Genomic DNA, 17,455 nt, shown 5'->3' with positions numbered 1-17,455 from the left:
GACATCGGTGGCGAAAGAATCCAGTCGGCTCGTCAGTATTCGTCGTGGCGGCGCCACCAGCCGCCCGGCTCGTCGGAGCCACGCGACTCCTCCTCCCACGCCTCCTGCCGGCCGAACGGCGTGATGTCGAGGTAGCGGTGCGAAGCCAGGAACGTCTCGGCGCCACGGCCGCTGGTGAAGTACGTGCGGTAGACGTCGTCGCCGTCGCGCAGGAACACGCTGATTCCGAAGAACCGGCCGACGCCGCAATCCTCGGTGAAGTCGCTGCCGTTCGCCGAGACCCACGGCAGGTCCCAGCCCATGCGGGCCTTGTAGCGCTCGATCTCGGGCAGCGTCGCGGGCGCGGTGACGACGAACGTGACGTCGCGGGCGTTGAGGTGCGCCAGGTGCGGCACGTTGTCCACGACCATCGAGCAGCCGGGGCAGCCCGCTTCGTCGCCCGGGTGCAACATGAAGTGGTAGACGATCAGCTGACGCCGGCCGTCGAACAGGTCCAGCAGGCTCTTCCTGCCCTCGGCCGAGGTGAACTCGTAGGCCTTGTCGAAGCGCACCATCGGCAGCCGGCGCCGCTCGGCCGTCAGGTGGTCGGCCGCCTTCATCAGTTCCTTTTCCTTGACCAGCAAGGCATCGCGTTCGGCCTGCCAGTCCTGGGCGGACACGACACGGGGGAGTGCGGTGGTCATCGGGCCTCCTTGAGGTGGTGGGCGAGCTTTTCGAAGGTGGAGCTCCAGCCGTCCTGGTGGCCGGCGCGCTCTTCCTCGGTCGGGAACGGCGCCTGGTGGAACGTCATTTCGGTCTTGTCGCCGACCTCGGTGAACGTGATGGTCACGACCGTCTCGCCGACCACGTCATCGGGCTGGTCCCACGAGAACGTGAACACGAGCCGCCCGGGTGGGCTGATCTCGCGGTAGGCGCCCAGCATCCAGCGCTCGACGTCGTACTCGTCGCTGTGGATCCGCGCGCGCCACGCGCCGCCGGGCCTCAGGTCGATCGTCACTCCCGAGGCAGCGAACTTCTCCGGGCCGAGCCAGCTCGCGAGGCGTTCCGGCTCGGTCCACGCGCGGAACACCAGCTCCCGTGGGGCGTCGAACACGCGCGTGATGGTCAGGTCCCGTTGCGTCATGACTCGGTCTCCTTCCGGGGCTCCCGCAGGAGCCGCAGGTGCTCGTCCAAGCGGTCGAACCCCGCCTCCCAGAACTGCCGGTACTCGTTCACCCAGTCGGCCACGACCGCGAGCGGCTTCGTCTCGAGCCGGCACGGGCGCCACTGGCGCATCCGGCCGCGGGTGATGAGCCCGGCCGCTTCCAGCACCTTCAGGTGTTTCGACACCGCCTGCAGACTCACCTCGAACGGCTCGGCCAGCTCGTTCACCGTCGCTTCGCCCAGGGCGAGCCGGGCGAGGATGGCCCGCCGGGTGGGATCCGCCAGCGCGGCGAAGGTGGTGCTGAGCTGATCAGTGGCCATCGGTACTCAATCGCTTGGTTAATTAACTTGTAGGTTGAATATAGCTCCCAGCTGGCTCCTGTCAACCGCGCGACGAACCGGCTTGAGACCTGCGTCACCGCCGCTCGGGTTTCCAATAGTAGGAAGTCCAAGTATTTTGGAGGGATGAGCAGCGACCTCTACCGCCCCGAGAACCCGGTCCGGTTCGTCACCGCGTCGAGCCTGTTCGACGGTCACGACGCCTCGATCAACATCATGCGGCGGATCCTGCAGTCGCAGGGTGCCGAGGTCGTGCACCTCGGGCACAACCGCTCGGTCGACGAGGTGGCCACCGCCGCCATCACCGAAGACGTGCAGGGTATCGCCATCTCCGCCTACCAGGGCGGCCACGTCGAGTACTTCTCCTACCTGGTGGAGCTGCTGCGCGAACGCGGCGCGGGGCACATCAAGGTGTTCGGCGGCGGGGGCGGCGTGATCGTCCGCGAGGAGATCGACCTGCTGCACTCGCGTGGCGTGGCGCGGATCTTCTCGCCCGAGGACGGCTACGAGATGGGCCTGCCGGGCATGATCAACTTGATGATCAAGGCGTGCGACGTGGACCTCTCGGCTCAGCCGCCGGTGTCCGTCGACAAGGTGCTCTCCGGCGACGTGCCGGCGCTCGCGCGGGTGATCACCCAGCTGCAGCGTGAAAAACTGCCCGAAGACTGGCTCACCGCCATCACCGAGGCCGCCGAGAAGCGCCACGTACCCGTACTCGGCATCACCGGCACCGGCGGTTCCGGCAAGTCGTCGCTGACCGACGAGCTCATCCGCCGCTTCCGCCTCGACCAGGAGGACAAGCTGCGGATCGCGGTGCTCGCCGTGGACCCGTCGCGGCGCAAGGGCGGCGGCGCGCTGCTCGGTGACCGCATCCGGATGAACTGCCTCGACGGCTCACCCGTGTACTTCCGCTCCATCGCCACCCGCACCACCAGCGGCGAGATCCCCGCCGGGATGCGCGAATCGATCCTCGCGTGCAAGGCCGCGGGTTACGACCTCGTGATCGTGGAGACGCCGGGCATCGGCCAGGGCGACGCGGGCATCGTCGACTACGTGGACGAGTCGCTGTACGTGATGACGCCGGAGTTCGGCGCCGCGTCGCAGCTGGAGAAGATCGACATGCTCGACTTCGCCGACGTCGTGGCCATCAACAAGTTCGAGCGCCGCGGCGCCGAGGACGCCCGCCGCGACGTCGCACGCCAGCTGGTGCGCAACCGCGAGGCCTTCGACAAGGCTCCCGAGGACATGCCGGTGTTCGGCACGAGCGCCGCGAAGTTCAACGACGACGGCGTGACCGCGCTGTACCAGAATCTGCGCGACCAGCTCGCCGAGCGCGGGCTGTCGGTGTCGGCCGGCGTGCTGCCCGCCGTCGAGGGCAAGGTGTCCACCGACGCGAGCACGGTCATCCCGGGCAACCGGGCGCGCTACCTCTCGGAGATCTCCGAGACCGTGCGCGGCTACCACGAACAGACCGAGAAGCAGGTCGCTGCCGTGCGCAAGCGCGAGCACCTGGCTGCCGCGAAGGTCGCTTTGGACACAGTGGACGCCGCCACAGACGCGCTCGACGGACTACTCGCCGCCGCCGAGTCCGATGTGGACGGCGAGACCACCAAGCTGCTGGAGCGGTTCCAGGCGTTGTCGGAGGAGTACCGCGAGGACGAGCTCGTGGTGAAGGTCCGCGACAAGGAGCTGCGCACGCAGCTGTGGCGCGACACGTTGTCGGGCAACCGGATCCCGCGCGTCGCCCTGCCGCGCTACACCGAATCCGGTGAGCTGCTCTCGTTCCTGCGCCGTGAACACCTGCCCGGATACTTCCCCTACACGGCGGGCGTGTTCCCGTTCAAACGCGACGGTGAGGACCCGGCGCGCATGTTCGCCGGCGAGGGCGACGCCTTCCGCACCAACCGCCGGTTCAAGCTGCTCTCGGCCGACTCCGAGGCCAAGCGCCTGTCCACGGCCTTCGACTCCGTGACCCTCTACGGCCACGACCCCGACACCCGCCCGGACATCTACGGCAAGGTCGGCACCTCGGGCGTCTCGATCGCGACGATCGAGGACATGAAGGTGCTCTACGACGGCTTCGACCTCACCGCGCCGAACACGTCGGTGTCGATGACGATCAACGGCCCGGCGCCGACGATCCTCGCGTTTTTCCTCAACACCGCGATCGACCAGAAACTCGACGCCTTCCGCGCCGAGCACAGTCGCGAGCCGTCCGCGGAGGAGTCCGCCGAGCTGCGCGCGTGGGCGCTGAAGAACGTGCGCGGCACCGTGCAGGCCGACATCCTCAAGGAAGACCAGGGGCAGAACACCTGCATCTTCTCCACGGAGTTCAGCCTGCGCATGATGGCGGACATCCAGGAGTGGTTCATCCAGCACGCGGTGCGCAACTTCTACTCCGTCTCGATTTCCGGCTACCACATCGCCGAAGCCGGGGCGAACCCCATCTCGCAGCTGGCTTTCACGCTGTCCAACGGGTTCACCTACGTCGAGTCCTACCTCGCGCGCGGCATGGACATCAACGACTTCGCGCCCAACCTGTCGTTCTTCTTCTCCAACGGCATGGACGCCGAGTACTCGGTGCTCGGCCGGGTGGCGCGGCGGATCTGGGCCGTGGCCATGCGCGAGCGCTACGGCGCCGACGAGCGGTCGCAGAAGCTCAAGTACCACGTGCAGACCTCGGGCCGCTCGCTGCACGCGCAGGAGATGAGCTTCAACGACATCCGCACGACGCTGCAGGCGCTGTGCGCGCTGTACGACAACGCGAACTCCTTGCACACCAACGCGTTCGACGAGGCCATCACCACGCCGTCGGAGTCGTCGGTGCGCCGCGCGATGGCGATCCAGATGATCATCAACAAGGAGTGGGGCCTGTCGAAGAACGAGAACCCGCTGCAGGGCTCGTTCATCATCGACGAGCTCACCGACCTGGTCGAGGAAGCCGTGCTGGTCGAGTTCGACCGGATCTCCGAGCGCGGCGGCGTGCTCGGCGCGATGGAGACGGGTTACCAGCGCGGCAAGATCCAGGACGAGTCGATCCTCTACGAGCGCAAGAAGCACGACGGCTCGCTGCCGATCATCGGCGTCAACACCTTCCGCAACCCGCACGCGGGTGAGGAGGACGTGGAGGTCGAGCTGGCCCGCGCCACGGAGGACGAGAAGAAGTCCCAGCTCGACCGGCTCGCCGACTTCCAGCACCGCCACGCCGAAGACGCTCAGCAGGCGCTGAAGGCCCTGCGTGAGTCGGCGACCCGCGGCGGCAACCTGTTCGGGGTGCTGATGGATGCCGCGCGGGTCTGCTCGCTCGGGCAGATCACCGACGCGTTCTTCGAGGTCGGCGGTCAGTACCGGCGCAACGTCTGACGCGCCTTCGAACGAAAGGGCCGGGTCACGCGCGTTCGGCGGCCAGCTGCCAGGCCGGCGCGCGGATCCGGCCCTGTTCGTCCTGTTCCAGCTCGTCCAACGCGGTGAGGTCGCCGGCCTCGCCCGGCTGGATCGTGCGCGCTGCGTCGCGCAGCTCTTCCAGCGTGAGGGAAGTGGTGTAGAGCGCCGGGTCCAAACTGGTGATCCGCCAGCCGCGGCCGACGGTCTCCCGCAGGTTCCGTTCGCCGATCCGGAACGGCCCGGGGAAGCTCACGGGCACCGCTTCGGAAAAGCAGAGCAGGTGCAGCCGCGCCCCGGGGCGCGTGACCCGGACGAGCGCGGCGACGTAACTGCGCCGCTGCTCTTCGGTCAGGCAGTGGTAGAGCGCGCTGTCGAGGACGGTGTCGAATCGGCCCTCGAAGCCCTCCAGCCGGGTGGCGTCGGCGACCTCGAAGCTGATCTCCAGCCCTTTCGCCGCGGCCCGTGCCCGTGCTTCGCGAAGGGCCGTGGGGGCGCCGTCGACGCCGGTCACGTGGTGTCCGCGCGAGGCGAGGAACACGGCGTTCTCACCGAGCCCGCAGCCGACGTCGAGCACCTCACCGCGGAACCCGCCGGCCCCCTCGAGAGCGACGAGCGCCGGCTGCGGGGCTTTGATGTCCCACGGCACGGTGCCGCCCAACGGGCTCCGTCCCTGGTACACCTGCTCGAAGTCGGTGTTCTCGGCGCTCATGGCGGACCTCCTTTTCAACAAGTGCTGATTTTGATCGTGCCGACTGATCAGGTGAGGTGTCAACCGCGGTGGGAATAGGGCGTCGCCGCATCGGGTAGAACGAGGCATGGACTTCGGGATCTCCACATTCGTGACCGATGAAGGCATCCGCCCCGATGTGCTGGGCGAGGCGCTGGAGGAGCGGGGCTTCGACTCGCTCTTCCTCGCCGAGCACTCGCACATCCCCGTGAGCCGGGAGAGCCCTTACCCCGGTGGCGCTGACCTGCCCGAGAAGTACAAGCGCACGCTGGACCCGTTCATCGCGCTGACCGCGGCCGCGGTGAACACGTCGAACCTCGTGCTGGGCACGGGCATCGCGCTGCTGATCCAGCGCGATGTGATCCACACGGCCAAGGAGGTCGCCTCACTCGACCTGGTGTCGCGCGGCCGGGTGGCGTTCGGCGTCGGCGTGGGCTGGAACCGCGAGGAGATGGCCAACCACGGCACGGACCCGACCACTCGTGGCGCGCTGATCGACGAGCAGATCGAGGCGCTCAAGGCGATCTGGACTCAGGAAAAGGCCGAATATCACGGCAAGCACGTGGACTTCGACCCGATCTTCGCCTGGCCGAAACCCGTGCAGACGCCGCACCCGCCGATCTACGTCGGCGGCGAGAGCCCCGCTGCGCTGCGTCGCCTGGTCCGCCACGGTGACGCCTGGCTGCCGCGCCAGCAGACGCCGTCCGACGAGATCAAGCGCGTGCGCGAATGGCTCGCCGAGCAGGGCCGCACCGACGTGCCGTTCACCGTTTTCGGGGGCGGGCCCGACGCCGACGCGGTGAAGCGCTTCGCCGAAGCCGGCGTGGAGCGCTACACGTTCATGCTGCCGACGCTGCCCGAAGCCGAGACGCTGGCCGCGCTCGACGACCTTGCCCGGCTCGCGGCGGACCACCGGTGAACCGTGGTTCGATGATCTCATGAAGATCGGGATCTCCACATTCGTGACCGACGAAGGCATCCGCCCCGACGTGCTGGGTGAGGCGCTGGAGGAGCGGGGCTTCGACTCGCTGTTCCTGGCCGAGCACTCGCACATCCCCGTCAGCCGGGAAACCCCTTACCCCGGTGGCGGTGACCTGCCGCGGGAGTACTACCGCACGCTCGATCCGTTCCTCGCACTCACCGCCGCCGCGGTGAACACGTCGGACCTCGTGCTGGGCACCGGAGTCGCGTTGCTGATCCAGCGCGATGTGATCCACACGGCCAAGGAGGTCGCCTCACTCGACCTGGTGTCGCGGGGACGGCTGGCGCTGGGCGTCGGCGTGGGCTGGAACCGCGAGGAGATGGCCAACCACGGCACGGATCCGACCACGCGCGGTGAGCTGATCGACGAGCAGATCGAGGCGCTCAAGGCGATCTGGTCCCAGGACAAGGCCGAGTATCACGGCAAGCACGTGGACTTCGACCCGATCTTCGCCTGGCCCAAGCCGGTGCAGACGCCGCACCCGCCGATCTACGTCGGCGGGTCGAGCCCGGCGGCGCTGCGCCGGCTGGTCCGCCACGGCGACGCCTGGATGCCGATCGCGTTCACGGGCAGCGAGGAGATCCGCCGCGTGCGCGGGTGGCTCGCCGAGCAAGGCCGCCCCGACGTGCCCGTCACCGCTTTCGGCGGTGGCGCCGACGCCGAGCTCGTGAAGCGGTTCGCCGCGGCCGGTGTGGAGCGCTACACAGTGCAGCTGCCCACGCTGCCCGAAGCGGAGACCCTCGTGGCGCTCGACGAATTCGCGCGCGTCGCGGCGGACTACGGAACGGCGTCATGAGGTTCGGGATCTTCAGCTTCGTCACGGACGAAGGCATCCGGCCCGACGCGCTCGCGCGCGAGGTCGAGGAACGCGGGTTCGACTCGCTGTTCGTCGGGGAGCACTCACACATCCCCGCCGACCGGCAGTCGCCGTACCCGGCGGGCGGGGAGCTCCCGCGGATGTACTACCGGATGTACGACCCGTTCGTGGCCCTCACAGCCGCCGCTTCGGTGACCTCGACGCTGCTGCTGGGCACCGGCGTCGCCCTGCTGGCGCAGCGCGACCCGATCCAGACGGCCAAGGAGGTCGCCTCGCTCGATCACCTCTCGGGCGGGCGCGTGGTGTTCGGCGTGGGCGCGGGCTGGAACCTCGAGGAGATGCGCGACCACGGCACCGATCCCGACGCGCGCGGCCGGCTGCTCGACGAGCGGCTGGACGCGATGAAGCAGCTGTGGACGGCGGAGGAAGCGACCTTCCACGGCGAGTTCACGCATTTCGACCGCGCCGTCGCGTACCCGAAGCCGGCGCAGAAGCCGCACCCGCCGATCTACGTCGGTGGAAACAGCCGGCACGCGGCGCGGCGGGCGGCCCGGCACGGCGGGGTGTGGATGCCGAACTCCGTGGTCGTGCCCGAGCGGGTCGGGAAACTCATGGCCCTGCGCGACGAGTTCGCCCCCGGTACGCCGGTGTCGATGTTCGCGGTGGGCAGCAAGAACGAGGCTCTGCTGGAGGCCTACGCCGAAGCCGGGGTGGAGCGCATCACGTTCCTGCTCGGCACGCGGCCCGAAGCGGAGACCCTGAGCAGGCTCGACGCCCTCGTCGAGGTCGTCGAAAAGTACCGGTGAAGGAGCGGAATTCGCGTGAGTGGTGTGCAGATCGGTCTTGCGGCTGCGTTGGAGCAGTTTTCGCCGCGGGAGTCGATTCGGTTGGCGAAGGCGGGCGAGGAGCGGGGCTTTTCGGGGCAGATGGCGGCGGATCACTTCCAGCCGTGGGTTCCGCAGCAGGGTGAGTCGTCGTTCGTGTGGAGCATGCTGGCGTCGCTGGCAGAGAACACCACCGGTGACCTGGGGCCCGGGGTGACGTGTCCGTCGTTCCGGTTGCACCCGGCGATGGTGGCGCAGGCCGCGGCGACGCTGGAGGCCACGTATCCGGGCCGCACGTGGCTGGGGATCGGTTCGGGTGAGGCGCTCAACGAGCACATCATCGGCGGCTACTGGCCCGAGGCACCCGAACGCGTGCGGCGGATGTTCGAGGCGCTGGAGGTGATCCGGAAGCTGTTCACGGGCAAGGACGTCAAGCACAACGGCGAGTTCTTCAAGCTGCACACCACCCGCCTGTGGACGCTGCCGGACACGCCGCCGCCGGTCTACATCGCCTCCGCCGGTCCGTACACCTCGCGCAAGACCGGGGAGCTGGCCGACGGGCTGATCACGCCGGGCGCCTCGATCGAGAAGCTCGCGGGGATCCTGGAGAACTTCAACGCGGGCGCGAAGAAGGCCGGCAAGAACGGCGACGAGATGCCGAAGCTGCTGCAGGTGCACCTGTCCTGGGCCGAGGACGACGAAACCGCGTGGGCCAACGCCATCGACCAGTGGCCCAACGGTGGCATGAAGTTCCCGAAGGCCGACGTGCGTTCGCCGTTCGACTTCGCGCAGATGGCCAAGCTGGTGCGCCGCGAGGACTTCGAGGGCCGCATGGTCGTCTCGTCGGACCCGGACGTGCACCGGGCGGCGCTGCAGAAGTATGTCGACGCCGGCTTCAACCGCATCTACATCCACAACGTCGGCCGCAACCAAGACCAGTTCCTCGACGTGTTCGGCAAGGAAGTCCTGCCGAAGCTGACTGCCTGACTGCCTCAGCCGAGTAGGGCCCGCGGCCTGCGGGCCCTACTTGTCCAGCAGCAGGTGGACCGACAGCTCGAGGCGGTGGGCGACGTCGGCGGCTGACGCCCGGCGCGTCACCCACGCCACAAGGTTGGCCATCCACACGTCGGCGACGACGTGGAAGATGTCGCGATCGGACTCCGTGGGCTCGGCGATGCCCATGGCCTGCGCGAACATGTCCTCCATGAGCCGGCCGACGAGCTCGACCTCGGCCGCGGCGGACGTGTCGGCGAACATGAACGCGCGCACCATCGCCTCGGTCAGGTGCGGGTCGCGCTGCATGAGCCGCGTGTTGCGCCCCAGCACGAACATCAGTCGCTCCGCGGGCGTCTCGCCCGGGATGGCGGCGCGTTCGAGCTTCTCCTGCGCCCGCTCGAACTGCCGCGCGAGGCCGGACACGAGCAGGTGGATCTTCGACGGGAAGTACCGGTAGAGCGTGCCCAGTGCGACGTCGGCCCTCTCGGCGACGGCCCGCATCTGCACGGCGTCGTAGCCGCCCTTGGAGGCCAGCGCGAGCGTGGCGTCGATGATGCGGCGGCGGCGGTCGCGCTGCGCCGCGGAGCCGAGCTCGTCGCCGATCGTGCCCAGTCCGGTGCGCGCCTTCGCCGCCGGAGCCTTCGCCTTGCCCGGCATCGGCCTTCTCCTGTCTTGCGGAACTCGTTCCAGTTCTGCGTTCAGCGTACCTTCCCTGGCGAAACGTTCAACTACCGACCCACTGGCCGAAAAACTGTAACACGTTCTACACTCGCGAGTAGTCCCGTACCGCGAGGAGGCCCCGATGGCGGTCGCGCTCACCGGCGAACAGGCGGCGCTGGCCGCCGCGATCCACGACTGGGCCCGGGTACACGATCCGGTCGCGACCGTGCGCGCGGCCGAGGGGACCGGCGCCCAGCTGCCCGCGCGGTTCGCCGACCTGGGGTTGTTCGGGGTCGCGTTGCCGCCGTCGGTGGGTGGCGCCGGCGGCGCTGTCACGGATTTGGCGGCGGGGCTGGCTGCAGCGGCTTCGGCGCTGGTCCCGGGGCCGTTGCTGAGCACGGCGTTGGCCGGGCTGCTGCTCGGTGACGGGGACGTGGTTGAGGCGATCGCGGACGGTGGCGCTCGGGTGGCAGTGCTGCTCGAAGCGCCTTGTGTCGACGGGTTTCTGCAGGGTTCGTCGGGAGCGGTGCCGGGTGCGGATGCGGGCGCGTGGCTGCTGGTGCCGGTGCCGAGCGGTCACGTGCTGCTGCCGCCCGGCGCCGCGGGGGTGTGCGTGGAACCGTTGGCGCCCTTCGACTTCTCGCGTCCGCTCGCGCGGGTGCACTTCGACCGGGTGCCCGTCGCGGACGTGCTGGAGCTGCCGGACGTCTCGGATTTCGCGGCGACGCTGGCCGTGGGGGAGGCGGCGGGGGTCGCGCGGTGGTGCCTGACGACGGCGGTCGAGTACGCGCGGGTGCGGGAGCAGTTCGGGCAGGTGATCGGGGCGTTCCAAGCGGTGAAGCACCTGTGCGCCGAGATGCTGTGCCGCGCCGAGGCGGCGGAGGCACTGGCGTGGGACGCCGCGACCGCGGCTTTCGGCTCGCAGCACGCGGTCGCGGTGGCGAGCGCGGCGGCGGTGGCGCTCGACGCGGCCGTGGACAACGCCAAGGACTGCGTCCAGGTGCTGGGCGGCATCGGCTTCACGTGGGAGCACCCGGCGCACCTGTACTTGCGCCGCGCTCTTGCCTTGCGGCACTGGCTCGGCGGCTCGGCGCGGTGGCGGCAGCGCGCGGCCGACCTCGCGCTGGCGGGGCAGCGGCACACGCTCGACGTGGTCGTGGACGACTCACCGGAGCTCACCCGGCTCGTGGCGGAGATCGCCGCCCTGCCGGAAGACGGCCGTCGTGTCGCGCTGGCCGCCGCGGGACTGCTGGCGCCGCACTGGCCTGCGCCTTTCGGCCGGGACGCCGGAGCCGCCGAGCAGCTGCGCATCGACGCGGCCTTGGCGGAGGCCGGCGTGCGCCGGCCGGACCTCGTGATCGGCGCGTGGGCCGTCCCGACGATCCTCGAACACGGCACCGACGAGCAGCGCGCGCGGTTCACCGGCCCCACGCTGCGCGGCGAGCTGACGTGGTGCCAGCTGTTCAGCGAACCCGGCGCGGGCTCCGACCTGGCGTCGCTGCGCACCGCCGCCCGCCGCGTCGACGGCGGCTGGTGCCTCAACGGGCAGAAGGTGTGGACCTCGCTCGCGCACGAGGCCGACTGGGCCATCTGCCTGGCCCGCACCGACCCCGACGCGCCCAAGCACAAGGGCATCACGTACTTCCTCGTCGACATGCGCTCACCCGGCATCACCACGCGCCCGCTGCGCGAGATCACCGGCGCGAGCGTCTTCAACGAGGTCTTTCTCGACGACGTCTTCGTCCCGGACACCGACGTCGTCGCATCTCCGGGCGACGGCTGGCGCTTGGCCCGCACCACGCTGGCCGGCGAACGCGTGGCCCTCGGCAAGGGCTCCGCGGCGGGGGAGGGTGTGGAGGCTCTGGTGGGTGGCCTGATCGGCTTGGGCTCCGCGCTCGGCTCGTCCACCCGCGAACGGCTCGGGGCCCTCATCGGCTCCGGCAGCGCCTGCTCCGTCCTGGACCTGCGCGCCACCCTCCGCCGCCTCGACGGCCAAGGCCCCGGCGCGGAGTCCTCGGTCGCGAAGCTCCTGGGCGTCCGCCACCGGCAGTCCGTCGCGGAATTCGCCCTCGACCTCGCCCCGGACCTGCTCCCCGACTCCCCGCAGTCCCACGAGTTCCTCCTCACCCGCTGCCTCTCCATCGCCGGCGGCACCACCCAGGTGTTGCTCTCGGCGGTGGCCGAGCGGGTGCTGGGCCTCCCGCGCTGACCCGTTTGTCGTACCCCTGCCCTACGGTGCTGGGCGTGGAGTTCGGCGCACTGACCCAGGCCACCTACCTTCCCTCGGACCCGCCGCGGGAGGGTGTGCTGGCGTTGTGGGGCGACGAGGTCGCGGGGGACACCGCGATCGAGCTCGTGCTGCCCAACGACAAGAAGTTCGCACGCACCAAGGTGGACGCTCGCCTCGTTCCGCTGGCGCGCGCGATCCCGCGGCTGCTGGTGGTGCCCGACGACGTGAGCCCGGCGATCGCCGCGTGGTCGGCGGTGGTGAACGCCGGGGTCAACCTCGTGGCGCGCGGGCGGTTGCGGCCGGCGCTCACGGCCGGTGGTGTGGGGTCGTGGCGGGTGGGGCCGCTGGACGCGGCCGACGAGGAGCTGGTGCGGGGGCTCGCATCGGCGTTGCCGCCGGAGGCGCACGCGTTGCCGTTGTCCGGGGTGAAGCGGATCCGGCTGCATTCGCCGGAGTCGCTGGTCCGGGCGTTGTGGGACGCGGCGGCCGACGTGCTGGTGCGCAGCCCTGCCGCGTCCGTCGGGGCGGGTGTGCCGGAGTTCGCGGAGGCCGAGCCGACGCTGGTCGGGCCGGACGGGGCTGCGTGGCTCACCGAGCTGGACGCCCGCGGGCCCCACGGCGCGCAGCTGATCCTGCGGGTCGAAGCGCGCGAAGACGAGCAGTTCGCGGGCGTGCTGGCCGTGCGGTCCGCGCTGGAGCCGAGCCTGGTCGTCGAAGCCGCGACGCTCTGGGACGCGCCCGACGCCGTGCTGCACCGCCTCGGCGACCAAGTGGAAACCCAGCTGCTGCTCGGCCTGCGCCGTGGCGCGCGAGCGTGGCCGCCGCTCGGTCGCGTGCTCGCCGAAGCCGCGCCGACGGAACTGGCCCTGTCCGATGACGACGTCGTGGACCTGCTCGGCTCAGGCGGCCGCGAGCTGGGTAGCGCCGGCATCGAAGTGTTGTGGCCCAAGGATCTCTTCGCCGGCGAAGTCCGCGCCAAGGCGAGCGCGACGCAGGCGCCGGCCAGCGAGGCGGGCCCCGCGTTCCCCCTCAACGGCCTGCTGGAGTTCCGCTGGCGCCTGTCCCTCGGCGGCGACGAGCTGACCGACGAGGAGGTCGCCACGCTGGCCGAGGCCAAGCGGCCGCTCGTCCGCCTGCGCGGCCAGTGGGTGAAGCTCGACCCGCGCCTGCTCGCCCGGATGCGCGCCAAGCGCAACCGCAAGCTCACCGGCGCCGAGGCGCTGGCCGCGGCGCTCACGGGCGAGCTGGAGCTGGACGGCGAAACCGTGGAGTTCGCCGCGCAGCCCGCGCTCGCCGGGCTCGTCGACCGGCTCAAGGAACGCGACTCCGCGCCGGTCGGCCCGCCCGACGGACTCGCGGCAACCCTGCGGCCGTACCAGCTCGCGGGCGTCGGCTGGCTCGCCACGATGACGGGCCTCGGCCTCGGCGCGTGCCTCGCCGACGACATGGGCCTGGGCAAGACCATCCAGCTCATCGCGCTGCACCTGCACCGCCGCGCACTGAAAGCCGGGCCCACGCTGGTCGTCTGCCCGACGTCGCTGCTCGGCAACTGGGAACGCGAGTTCGCCAGGTTCGCACCGGACGTGCGGGTACGCCGCTTCCACGGCGGCGGCCGCCACCTCGACGACCTGCTGCCCGACGAGGTCGTGCTCGCCACCTACGGCGTGGTCCGCCGCGACCGCGCGACACTGTCCGAAGCGGACTGGGGGCTCGTCGCCGCCGACGAGGCCCAGCACGTGAAGAACCCGTTGTCCGCCACGGCGAAAGAGCTGCGGAAGGTCCCGGCCGCCGCGCGCGTGGCGCTCACCGGCACGCCCGTGGAGAACCGGCTCACCGAGCTGTGGTCCTTGATGGACTGGACGACACCGGGTCTGCTCGGCCCGCTCGACCGCTTCCGCCGCACCGTCGCGCGGCCCATCGAGCGCGACCGCGACCGGACCGCCACGGAGCGGCTGGCCACGACCGTGCGCCCCTTTCTGTTGCGGCGCAAGAAAACCGACCCGGACATCGCGCCGGAGCTGCCGCGCAAGACCGAGACCGACCGGTTCGTGCCGCTCACCGCCGAGCAGACCACGCTGTACGAGGCCGTCGTGCGCGAGAACCTGGCCGAGATCCGCGCGTCGCAGGGTGTGCAGCGGCGTGGGCAGGTGCTGAAGCTGCTCACCGAGCTCAAGCAGATCTGCAACCACCCCGCGCAGTTCCTCAAGGAGAGCGGGGGAGTCCTCACCGGACGCTCCGGCAAGCTCGCCGCGTTCGAGGAGCTGCTCGACGTGGTCCTCGACGAGGGCGACAGCGTGCTCGTGTTCAGCCAGTACGTGCAGCTGTGCCGCCTGCTCGAACGCCGGCTCGCCGACCGCGGGCTGCCCGTCGCGCTGCTGTCGGGCGAGGTCGGGCCGAAGCGGCGCGACGAGCTGGTGGCATCGTTCCAGTCCGGCGAGGTGCCAGTGTTCCTGTTGTCGCTCAAGGCGGGCGGCGTCGGGCTCAACCTGACGCGCGCGACGCACGTGATCCACTACGACCGCTGGTGGAACCCGGCCGTGGAGGACCAGGCGACCGACCGCGCGTACCGGATCGGGCAGGACCGGCCGGTGCAGGTCCACCGGCTGATCGCCGAGGGCACGCTGGAGGAGCGCATCGCCACGGTGCTCGAGGCGAAGCGCGGGCTGGCCGAGGCCGTGGTCGGCGCGGGGGAGGACTGGATCACGGAGTTGTCCGACGACCAGCTCGCCGACCTCGTGCGGCTCGGAGGTGGGTGATGCCGCCCCGAAGGACGTTCGGCAACACCTGGTGGGGCCGCGCCTGGGTGGAGGCGCTGGAGCAGCGCGCGAGCGTCGACCCGAACCGCCTGCCGCGCGGGCGCACGTACGCGCGCAAGGACACCGTGAGCGAGCTGCACGTCGGCGCCGGCGAGGTCACCGCGCGCGTGCGCGGGAGCCGGCCCGAGCCGTACCGCGTGACGATCCGGATGCGCGAGTTCTCGCCGCAGCAGTGGGACACGCTGCTCGACGTCGTCGGCCGCCGCCTCGGCCACACCGCCGCATTGCTCGACGGCGAGCTGCCCGAGGAGCTGGCCGCGCAAGCCCGTGAGGCGGGCGCCGACCTGCTCCCCGGACCGGGTGACCTTCGGCCGCGCTGCTCGTGCCCCGACTCGGCGAACCCGTGCAAACACGTCGCCGCCGTGTACTACGTCGTGGCCGACGAGGTCGACACCGACCCGTTCGTGCTCTTCAAACTCCGCGGCCGCCCCCGCGACGAGGTCCTCGCCCGGCTGCGCACGCTGCGCGCCCCCGACCGCCCGCAGCACAAGAAGGTCCACGACCCGGGCCTCACCCCGAAGCGCGCGTACGCCCGCCGCGTCACGTCAGTTCCCCGGTTGCCGCCGGTGCCCGACGTCGCCGGCCCGCCCGCCGTCCTCGACCTCGACCCGCCACCGAGCACGGGCTGGACCTCGGCCACTCTCGAAACCCTCGCCACTGACGCCGCCTCCCTCGCCCGCGACCTGCTCGTTTCGGGCGGCACCGCGGCCGAGCTGACGTTCGAGGAAGACCTGGCCCGCCGCGCCGCCGCCCGACCGCTCGACGAACTCCCCGCCCTGGCCCTGGCTGCCGGTGTCGCGCTGCCCGAACTCACCACCCGGGCGGGCGCCTGGCGCGAAGCCGGCCGCGGCGGCCTCGCCGCCCTGCGCGAAACGTGGTCACCGGGCCCGGGCCCGGTCGCGGACGCTCGCGCCTGCCTCTCGGACACCGGCCTCCCCGACCCCATCACGACCTGGCGCAACCGCGTGACCCAAGGCCCCCTGCAACTCCGCTACGGCCGCGACCACCGCTGGTACCGCTTCCTCCGCACCGGCCCGGCCTGGCAGCTTGACGGCCCGCCGTCCACGAGCGCCCTCGACGTCGCCTACCCGCCGGGCTGATCCGTCCGCAGCTCCACACAGCACCCACCGGGCGCGGGATCGATCAGCACCGCGTCGACACCGGGCACCTCCAGCCCCGCGACGATGCCGCCCAGGAACGCCTGGTTGATCCCGCACACCAGGTCCGGCGCCTTGCCCGCCAGCGGGTGGAATGGGCAGTTGCGCAGCCGTACGCAAGTCGGCGTCTCGCGGCGCGGCTCGAATCCCTGCCGGGCGAGGACGGTTTCGGTGAGCGTCAGGCCGCGTTCGGCGCCGAGGCGGCCGGGGCGCAGGGAGGCGCGTTCGGTGGTGCCCAGTTCCTCGCCCCGCTCACCGGCCACGCGCAGGGCGGCGACGCGGGCGGTTTCGCCCTCGGCTTCGGTGACGACGGCGTCGAGGAGGATGTCGGCGAGCACGCCGTGGCGGCGCGGCGGGATGGTGACGGCGAAGTCGGTGTCGGCGGGTTCGTAGACCTTCGGGGTGCGGCCGACCTTGCGGATGCCGCCGACGGCCTCGTAGCGCGAGCGAAGCAGGCCGGCGTCCACGAGCTTGTCGAGGTGGAACGCGGCGAGCTTGCGCGAGATCCCGACCGACGCGGCGGCCTCGTCGCGCGTGACGGGCCGCACCGAGCCGCGGATGAACGTGTACATCCCGCGGCGCAGGTCCTCCTCCAGCGCGGCCACGGCCTTGATCGCGGGAGCGGCGTGCTCAGTCGTCACGGGTCCACGATAACGCCCATGGAGGTGTCCGCAAGTATCAGTTCACCCTGTTGAACTGGTCACCTTGACCGAGACTGGCAATAAGACCAATACTCATGGACGAAAACCCGCCGAACCCCGAGGGGTCCCCATGCGCTCCGGCTCTGCTCTGCACGTCGTCCACGAACCCGACCCCGGCATCGACCTCGCCGCCGCCGCGCGCGCCGCCGGCGACTTCCTGCGGGCGCTCGGCGTCAGCCTGGACACGGAGAGCCTGCAGGGCACGCCCGAGCGCATGGCGCGCGCGTACGCGGAGTTGTTCACGCCACGCTCGTTCGACCTCACCACGTTCCCCAACGACGAGGGCTACGACGAGCTGGTGCTGGCCCGCGACATCCCCGTACGGTCGGTGTGCGAGCACCACCTGCTGCCGTTCACGGGCGTCGCGCACGTCGGCTACCTGCCGGGCGACCGCATCCTCGGCCTGTCGAAGCTTGCGCGCGTGGTCGAGCACTTCGCGTGCCGGCCGCAGGTGCAGGAGCGGCTCACGAAGCAGGTCGCCGGCTGGCTGGGCGAGCAGCTGAGCCCGAAGGGAGTCGGCGTGGTCATCGAAGCCGAGCACACGTGCATGACGTTGCGCGGCGTGCAGGCCACCGGCTCCAGCACAGTCACCTCGACACTGCTGGGCACGTTGCGGGAGGATGCTCGCTCCCGCCAGGAGTTCTTCGCACTCACGGGCGTCAACGCATAAAGGAGTTGT

Annotated in this window: 15 protein-coding genes; 9 read left to right on the top strand and 6 right to left on the bottom strand. The window is 70.7% G+C overall.

The genetic code is table 11. The features are described 5' to 3' along the window. Window positions 1–32: 32 nt before the first annotated feature. The 3 genes from AB0H62_RS45545 to AB0H62_RS45535 are packed head-to-tail and all read right to left on the bottom strand — an operon-like array spanning window position 33 to window position 1,464. Complete coding sequence (locus tag AB0H62_RS45545; RefSeq protein WP_220238209.1) at window positions 33–683, bottom strand: DUF899 domain-containing protein; 651 nt, start codon at window positions 681–683, stop codon at window positions 33–35. Then, a complete protein-coding gene (locus AB0H62_RS45540) occupies window positions 680–1,123 on the bottom strand; it encodes an SRPBCC domain-containing protein (RefSeq protein ID WP_360592390.1) in 444 nt (147 codons plus the stop codon). The genes AB0H62_RS45545 and AB0H62_RS45540 overlap by 4 nt, the downstream gene beginning before the upstream one ends. Next, the gene (locus AB0H62_RS45535) at window positions 1,120–1,464 is read right to left on the bottom strand and encodes a metalloregulator ArsR/SmtB family transcription factor (RefSeq protein ID WP_220238211.1); all 345 of its coding nucleotides are present in this window, start codon (window positions 1,462–1,464) and stop codon (window positions 1,120–1,122) included. The genes AB0H62_RS45540 and AB0H62_RS45535 overlap by 4 nt, the downstream gene beginning before the upstream one ends. Before the next feature lie 144 nt (window positions 1,465–1,608). On the opposite strand from AB0H62_RS45535, the gene icmF reads away from it, so the two are divergent. Beyond that, complete coding sequence (icmF, locus tag AB0H62_RS45530; protein WP_360592389.1) at window positions 1,609–4,845, top strand: fused isobutyryl-CoA mutase/GTPase IcmF; 3,237 nt, start codon at window positions 1,609–1,611, stop codon at window positions 4,843–4,845. Window positions 4,846–4,870: 25 nt separating this feature from the next. On the opposite strand, the gene AB0H62_RS45525 is transcribed toward icmF, so the two are convergent. Then, window positions 4,871–5,575: a class I SAM-dependent methyltransferase gene (locus AB0H62_RS45525; protein ID WP_360592388.1), complete on the bottom strand. Its 705-nt coding sequence runs from the start codon at window positions 5,573–5,575 to the stop codon at window positions 4,871–4,873. Window positions 5,576–5,681: 106 nt separating this feature from the next. Between AB0H62_RS45525 and AB0H62_RS45520 the strand changes: the two genes are divergently transcribed. Genes AB0H62_RS45520 through AB0H62_RS45505 form a run of 4 tightly spaced genes read left to right on the top strand, consistent with a single transcriptional unit; the run spans window position 5,682 to window position 9,203 of the window. Then, window positions 5,682–6,512 carry an LLM class F420-dependent oxidoreductase gene (locus AB0H62_RS45520; RefSeq protein ID WP_360592387.1) on the top strand — a complete coding sequence of 277 codons (831 nt, stop codon included), beginning with the start codon at window positions 5,682–5,684 and terminating at the stop codon, window positions 6,510–6,512. A gap of 19 nt (window positions 6,513–6,531) precedes the next feature. Continuing rightward, window positions 6,532–7,371, top strand: coding sequence for an LLM class F420-dependent oxidoreductase (locus tag AB0H62_RS45515; RefSeq protein ID WP_360592386.1), 840 nt, complete (start codon window positions 6,532–6,534; stop codon window positions 7,369–7,371). Then, the gene (locus AB0H62_RS45510; RefSeq protein WP_360592385.1) at window positions 7,368–8,198 is read left to right on the top strand and encodes an LLM class F420-dependent oxidoreductase; all 831 of its coding nucleotides are present in this window, start codon (window positions 7,368–7,370) and stop codon (window positions 8,196–8,198) included. Before AB0H62_RS45515 ends, AB0H62_RS45510 begins: the two co-directional genes overlap by 4 nt. A 15-nt stretch (window positions 8,199–8,213) precedes the next feature. Continuing rightward, window positions 8,214–9,203 carry a TIGR03557 family F420-dependent LLM class oxidoreductase gene (locus AB0H62_RS45505; RefSeq protein WP_220238217.1) on the top strand — a complete coding sequence of 330 codons (990 nt, stop codon included), beginning with the start codon at window positions 8,214–8,216 and terminating at the stop codon, window positions 9,201–9,203. Between the two features lie 36 nt (window positions 9,204–9,239). Here the strand turns inward: AB0H62_RS45505 and kstR are convergent, their stop codons facing one another. Further along, window positions 9,240–9,869 carry a cholesterol catabolism transcriptional regulator KstR gene (gene kstR / locus AB0H62_RS45500; protein WP_220238218.1) on the bottom strand — a complete coding sequence of 210 codons (630 nt, stop codon included), beginning with the start codon at window positions 9,867–9,869 and terminating at the stop codon, window positions 9,240–9,242. A 145-nt stretch (window positions 9,870–10,014) separates the two neighbouring features. Between kstR and AB0H62_RS45495 the strand changes: the two genes are divergently transcribed. From AB0H62_RS45495 to AB0H62_RS45485, 3 genes are read left to right on the top strand one after another with little or no spacing between them, the layout of a single operon-like run. Next, window positions 10,015–12,081, top strand: a complete 2,067-nt coding sequence (locus AB0H62_RS45495; RefSeq protein ID WP_220238219.1) for an acyl-CoA dehydrogenase — start codon at window positions 10,015–10,017, stop codon at window positions 12,079–12,081. 26 nt (window positions 12,082–12,107) lie between these two features. Next, window positions 12,108–14,858, top strand: coding sequence for a DEAD/DEAH box helicase (locus tag AB0H62_RS45490; protein ID WP_360592384.1), 2,751 nt, complete (start codon window positions 12,108–12,110; stop codon window positions 14,856–14,858). Beyond that, window positions 14,858–16,018, top strand: coding sequence for an SWIM zinc finger family protein (locus tag AB0H62_RS45485; protein ID WP_360592383.1), 1,161 nt, complete (start codon window positions 14,858–14,860; stop codon window positions 16,016–16,018). The genes AB0H62_RS45490 and AB0H62_RS45485 overlap by 1 nt, the downstream gene beginning before the upstream one ends. Here the strand turns inward: AB0H62_RS45485 and AB0H62_RS45480 are convergent. Further along, window positions 16,003–16,647 carry a transcriptional regulator gene (locus AB0H62_RS45480; protein ID WP_255638804.1) on the bottom strand — a complete coding sequence of 215 codons (645 nt, stop codon included), beginning with the start codon at window positions 16,645–16,647 and terminating at the stop codon, window positions 16,003–16,005. The two genes, AB0H62_RS45485 and AB0H62_RS45480, sit on opposite strands and share 16 nt — an antisense overlap. 199 nt (window positions 16,648–16,846) lie before the next feature. Here AB0H62_RS45480 and folE point away from each other — a divergent pair, with 199 nt between their 5' ends. Next, window positions 16,847–17,446, top strand: a complete 600-nt coding sequence (folE, locus tag AB0H62_RS45475; protein ID WP_220238222.1) for a GTP cyclohydrolase I FolE — start codon at window positions 16,847–16,849, stop codon at window positions 17,444–17,446. Window positions 17,447–17,455 lie beyond the last annotated feature (9 nt).

It is taken from the genome of Amycolatopsis sp. NPDC050768 (assembly GCF_040654155.1).
Classification (GTDB): Bacteria; Actinomycetota; Actinomycetes; order Mycobacteriales; family Pseudonocardiaceae; genus Amycolatopsis.
The sequence above is the reverse complement of the archived record's forward strand: the minus strand, read 5'-3'. Positions and strand labels throughout refer to the sequence as shown.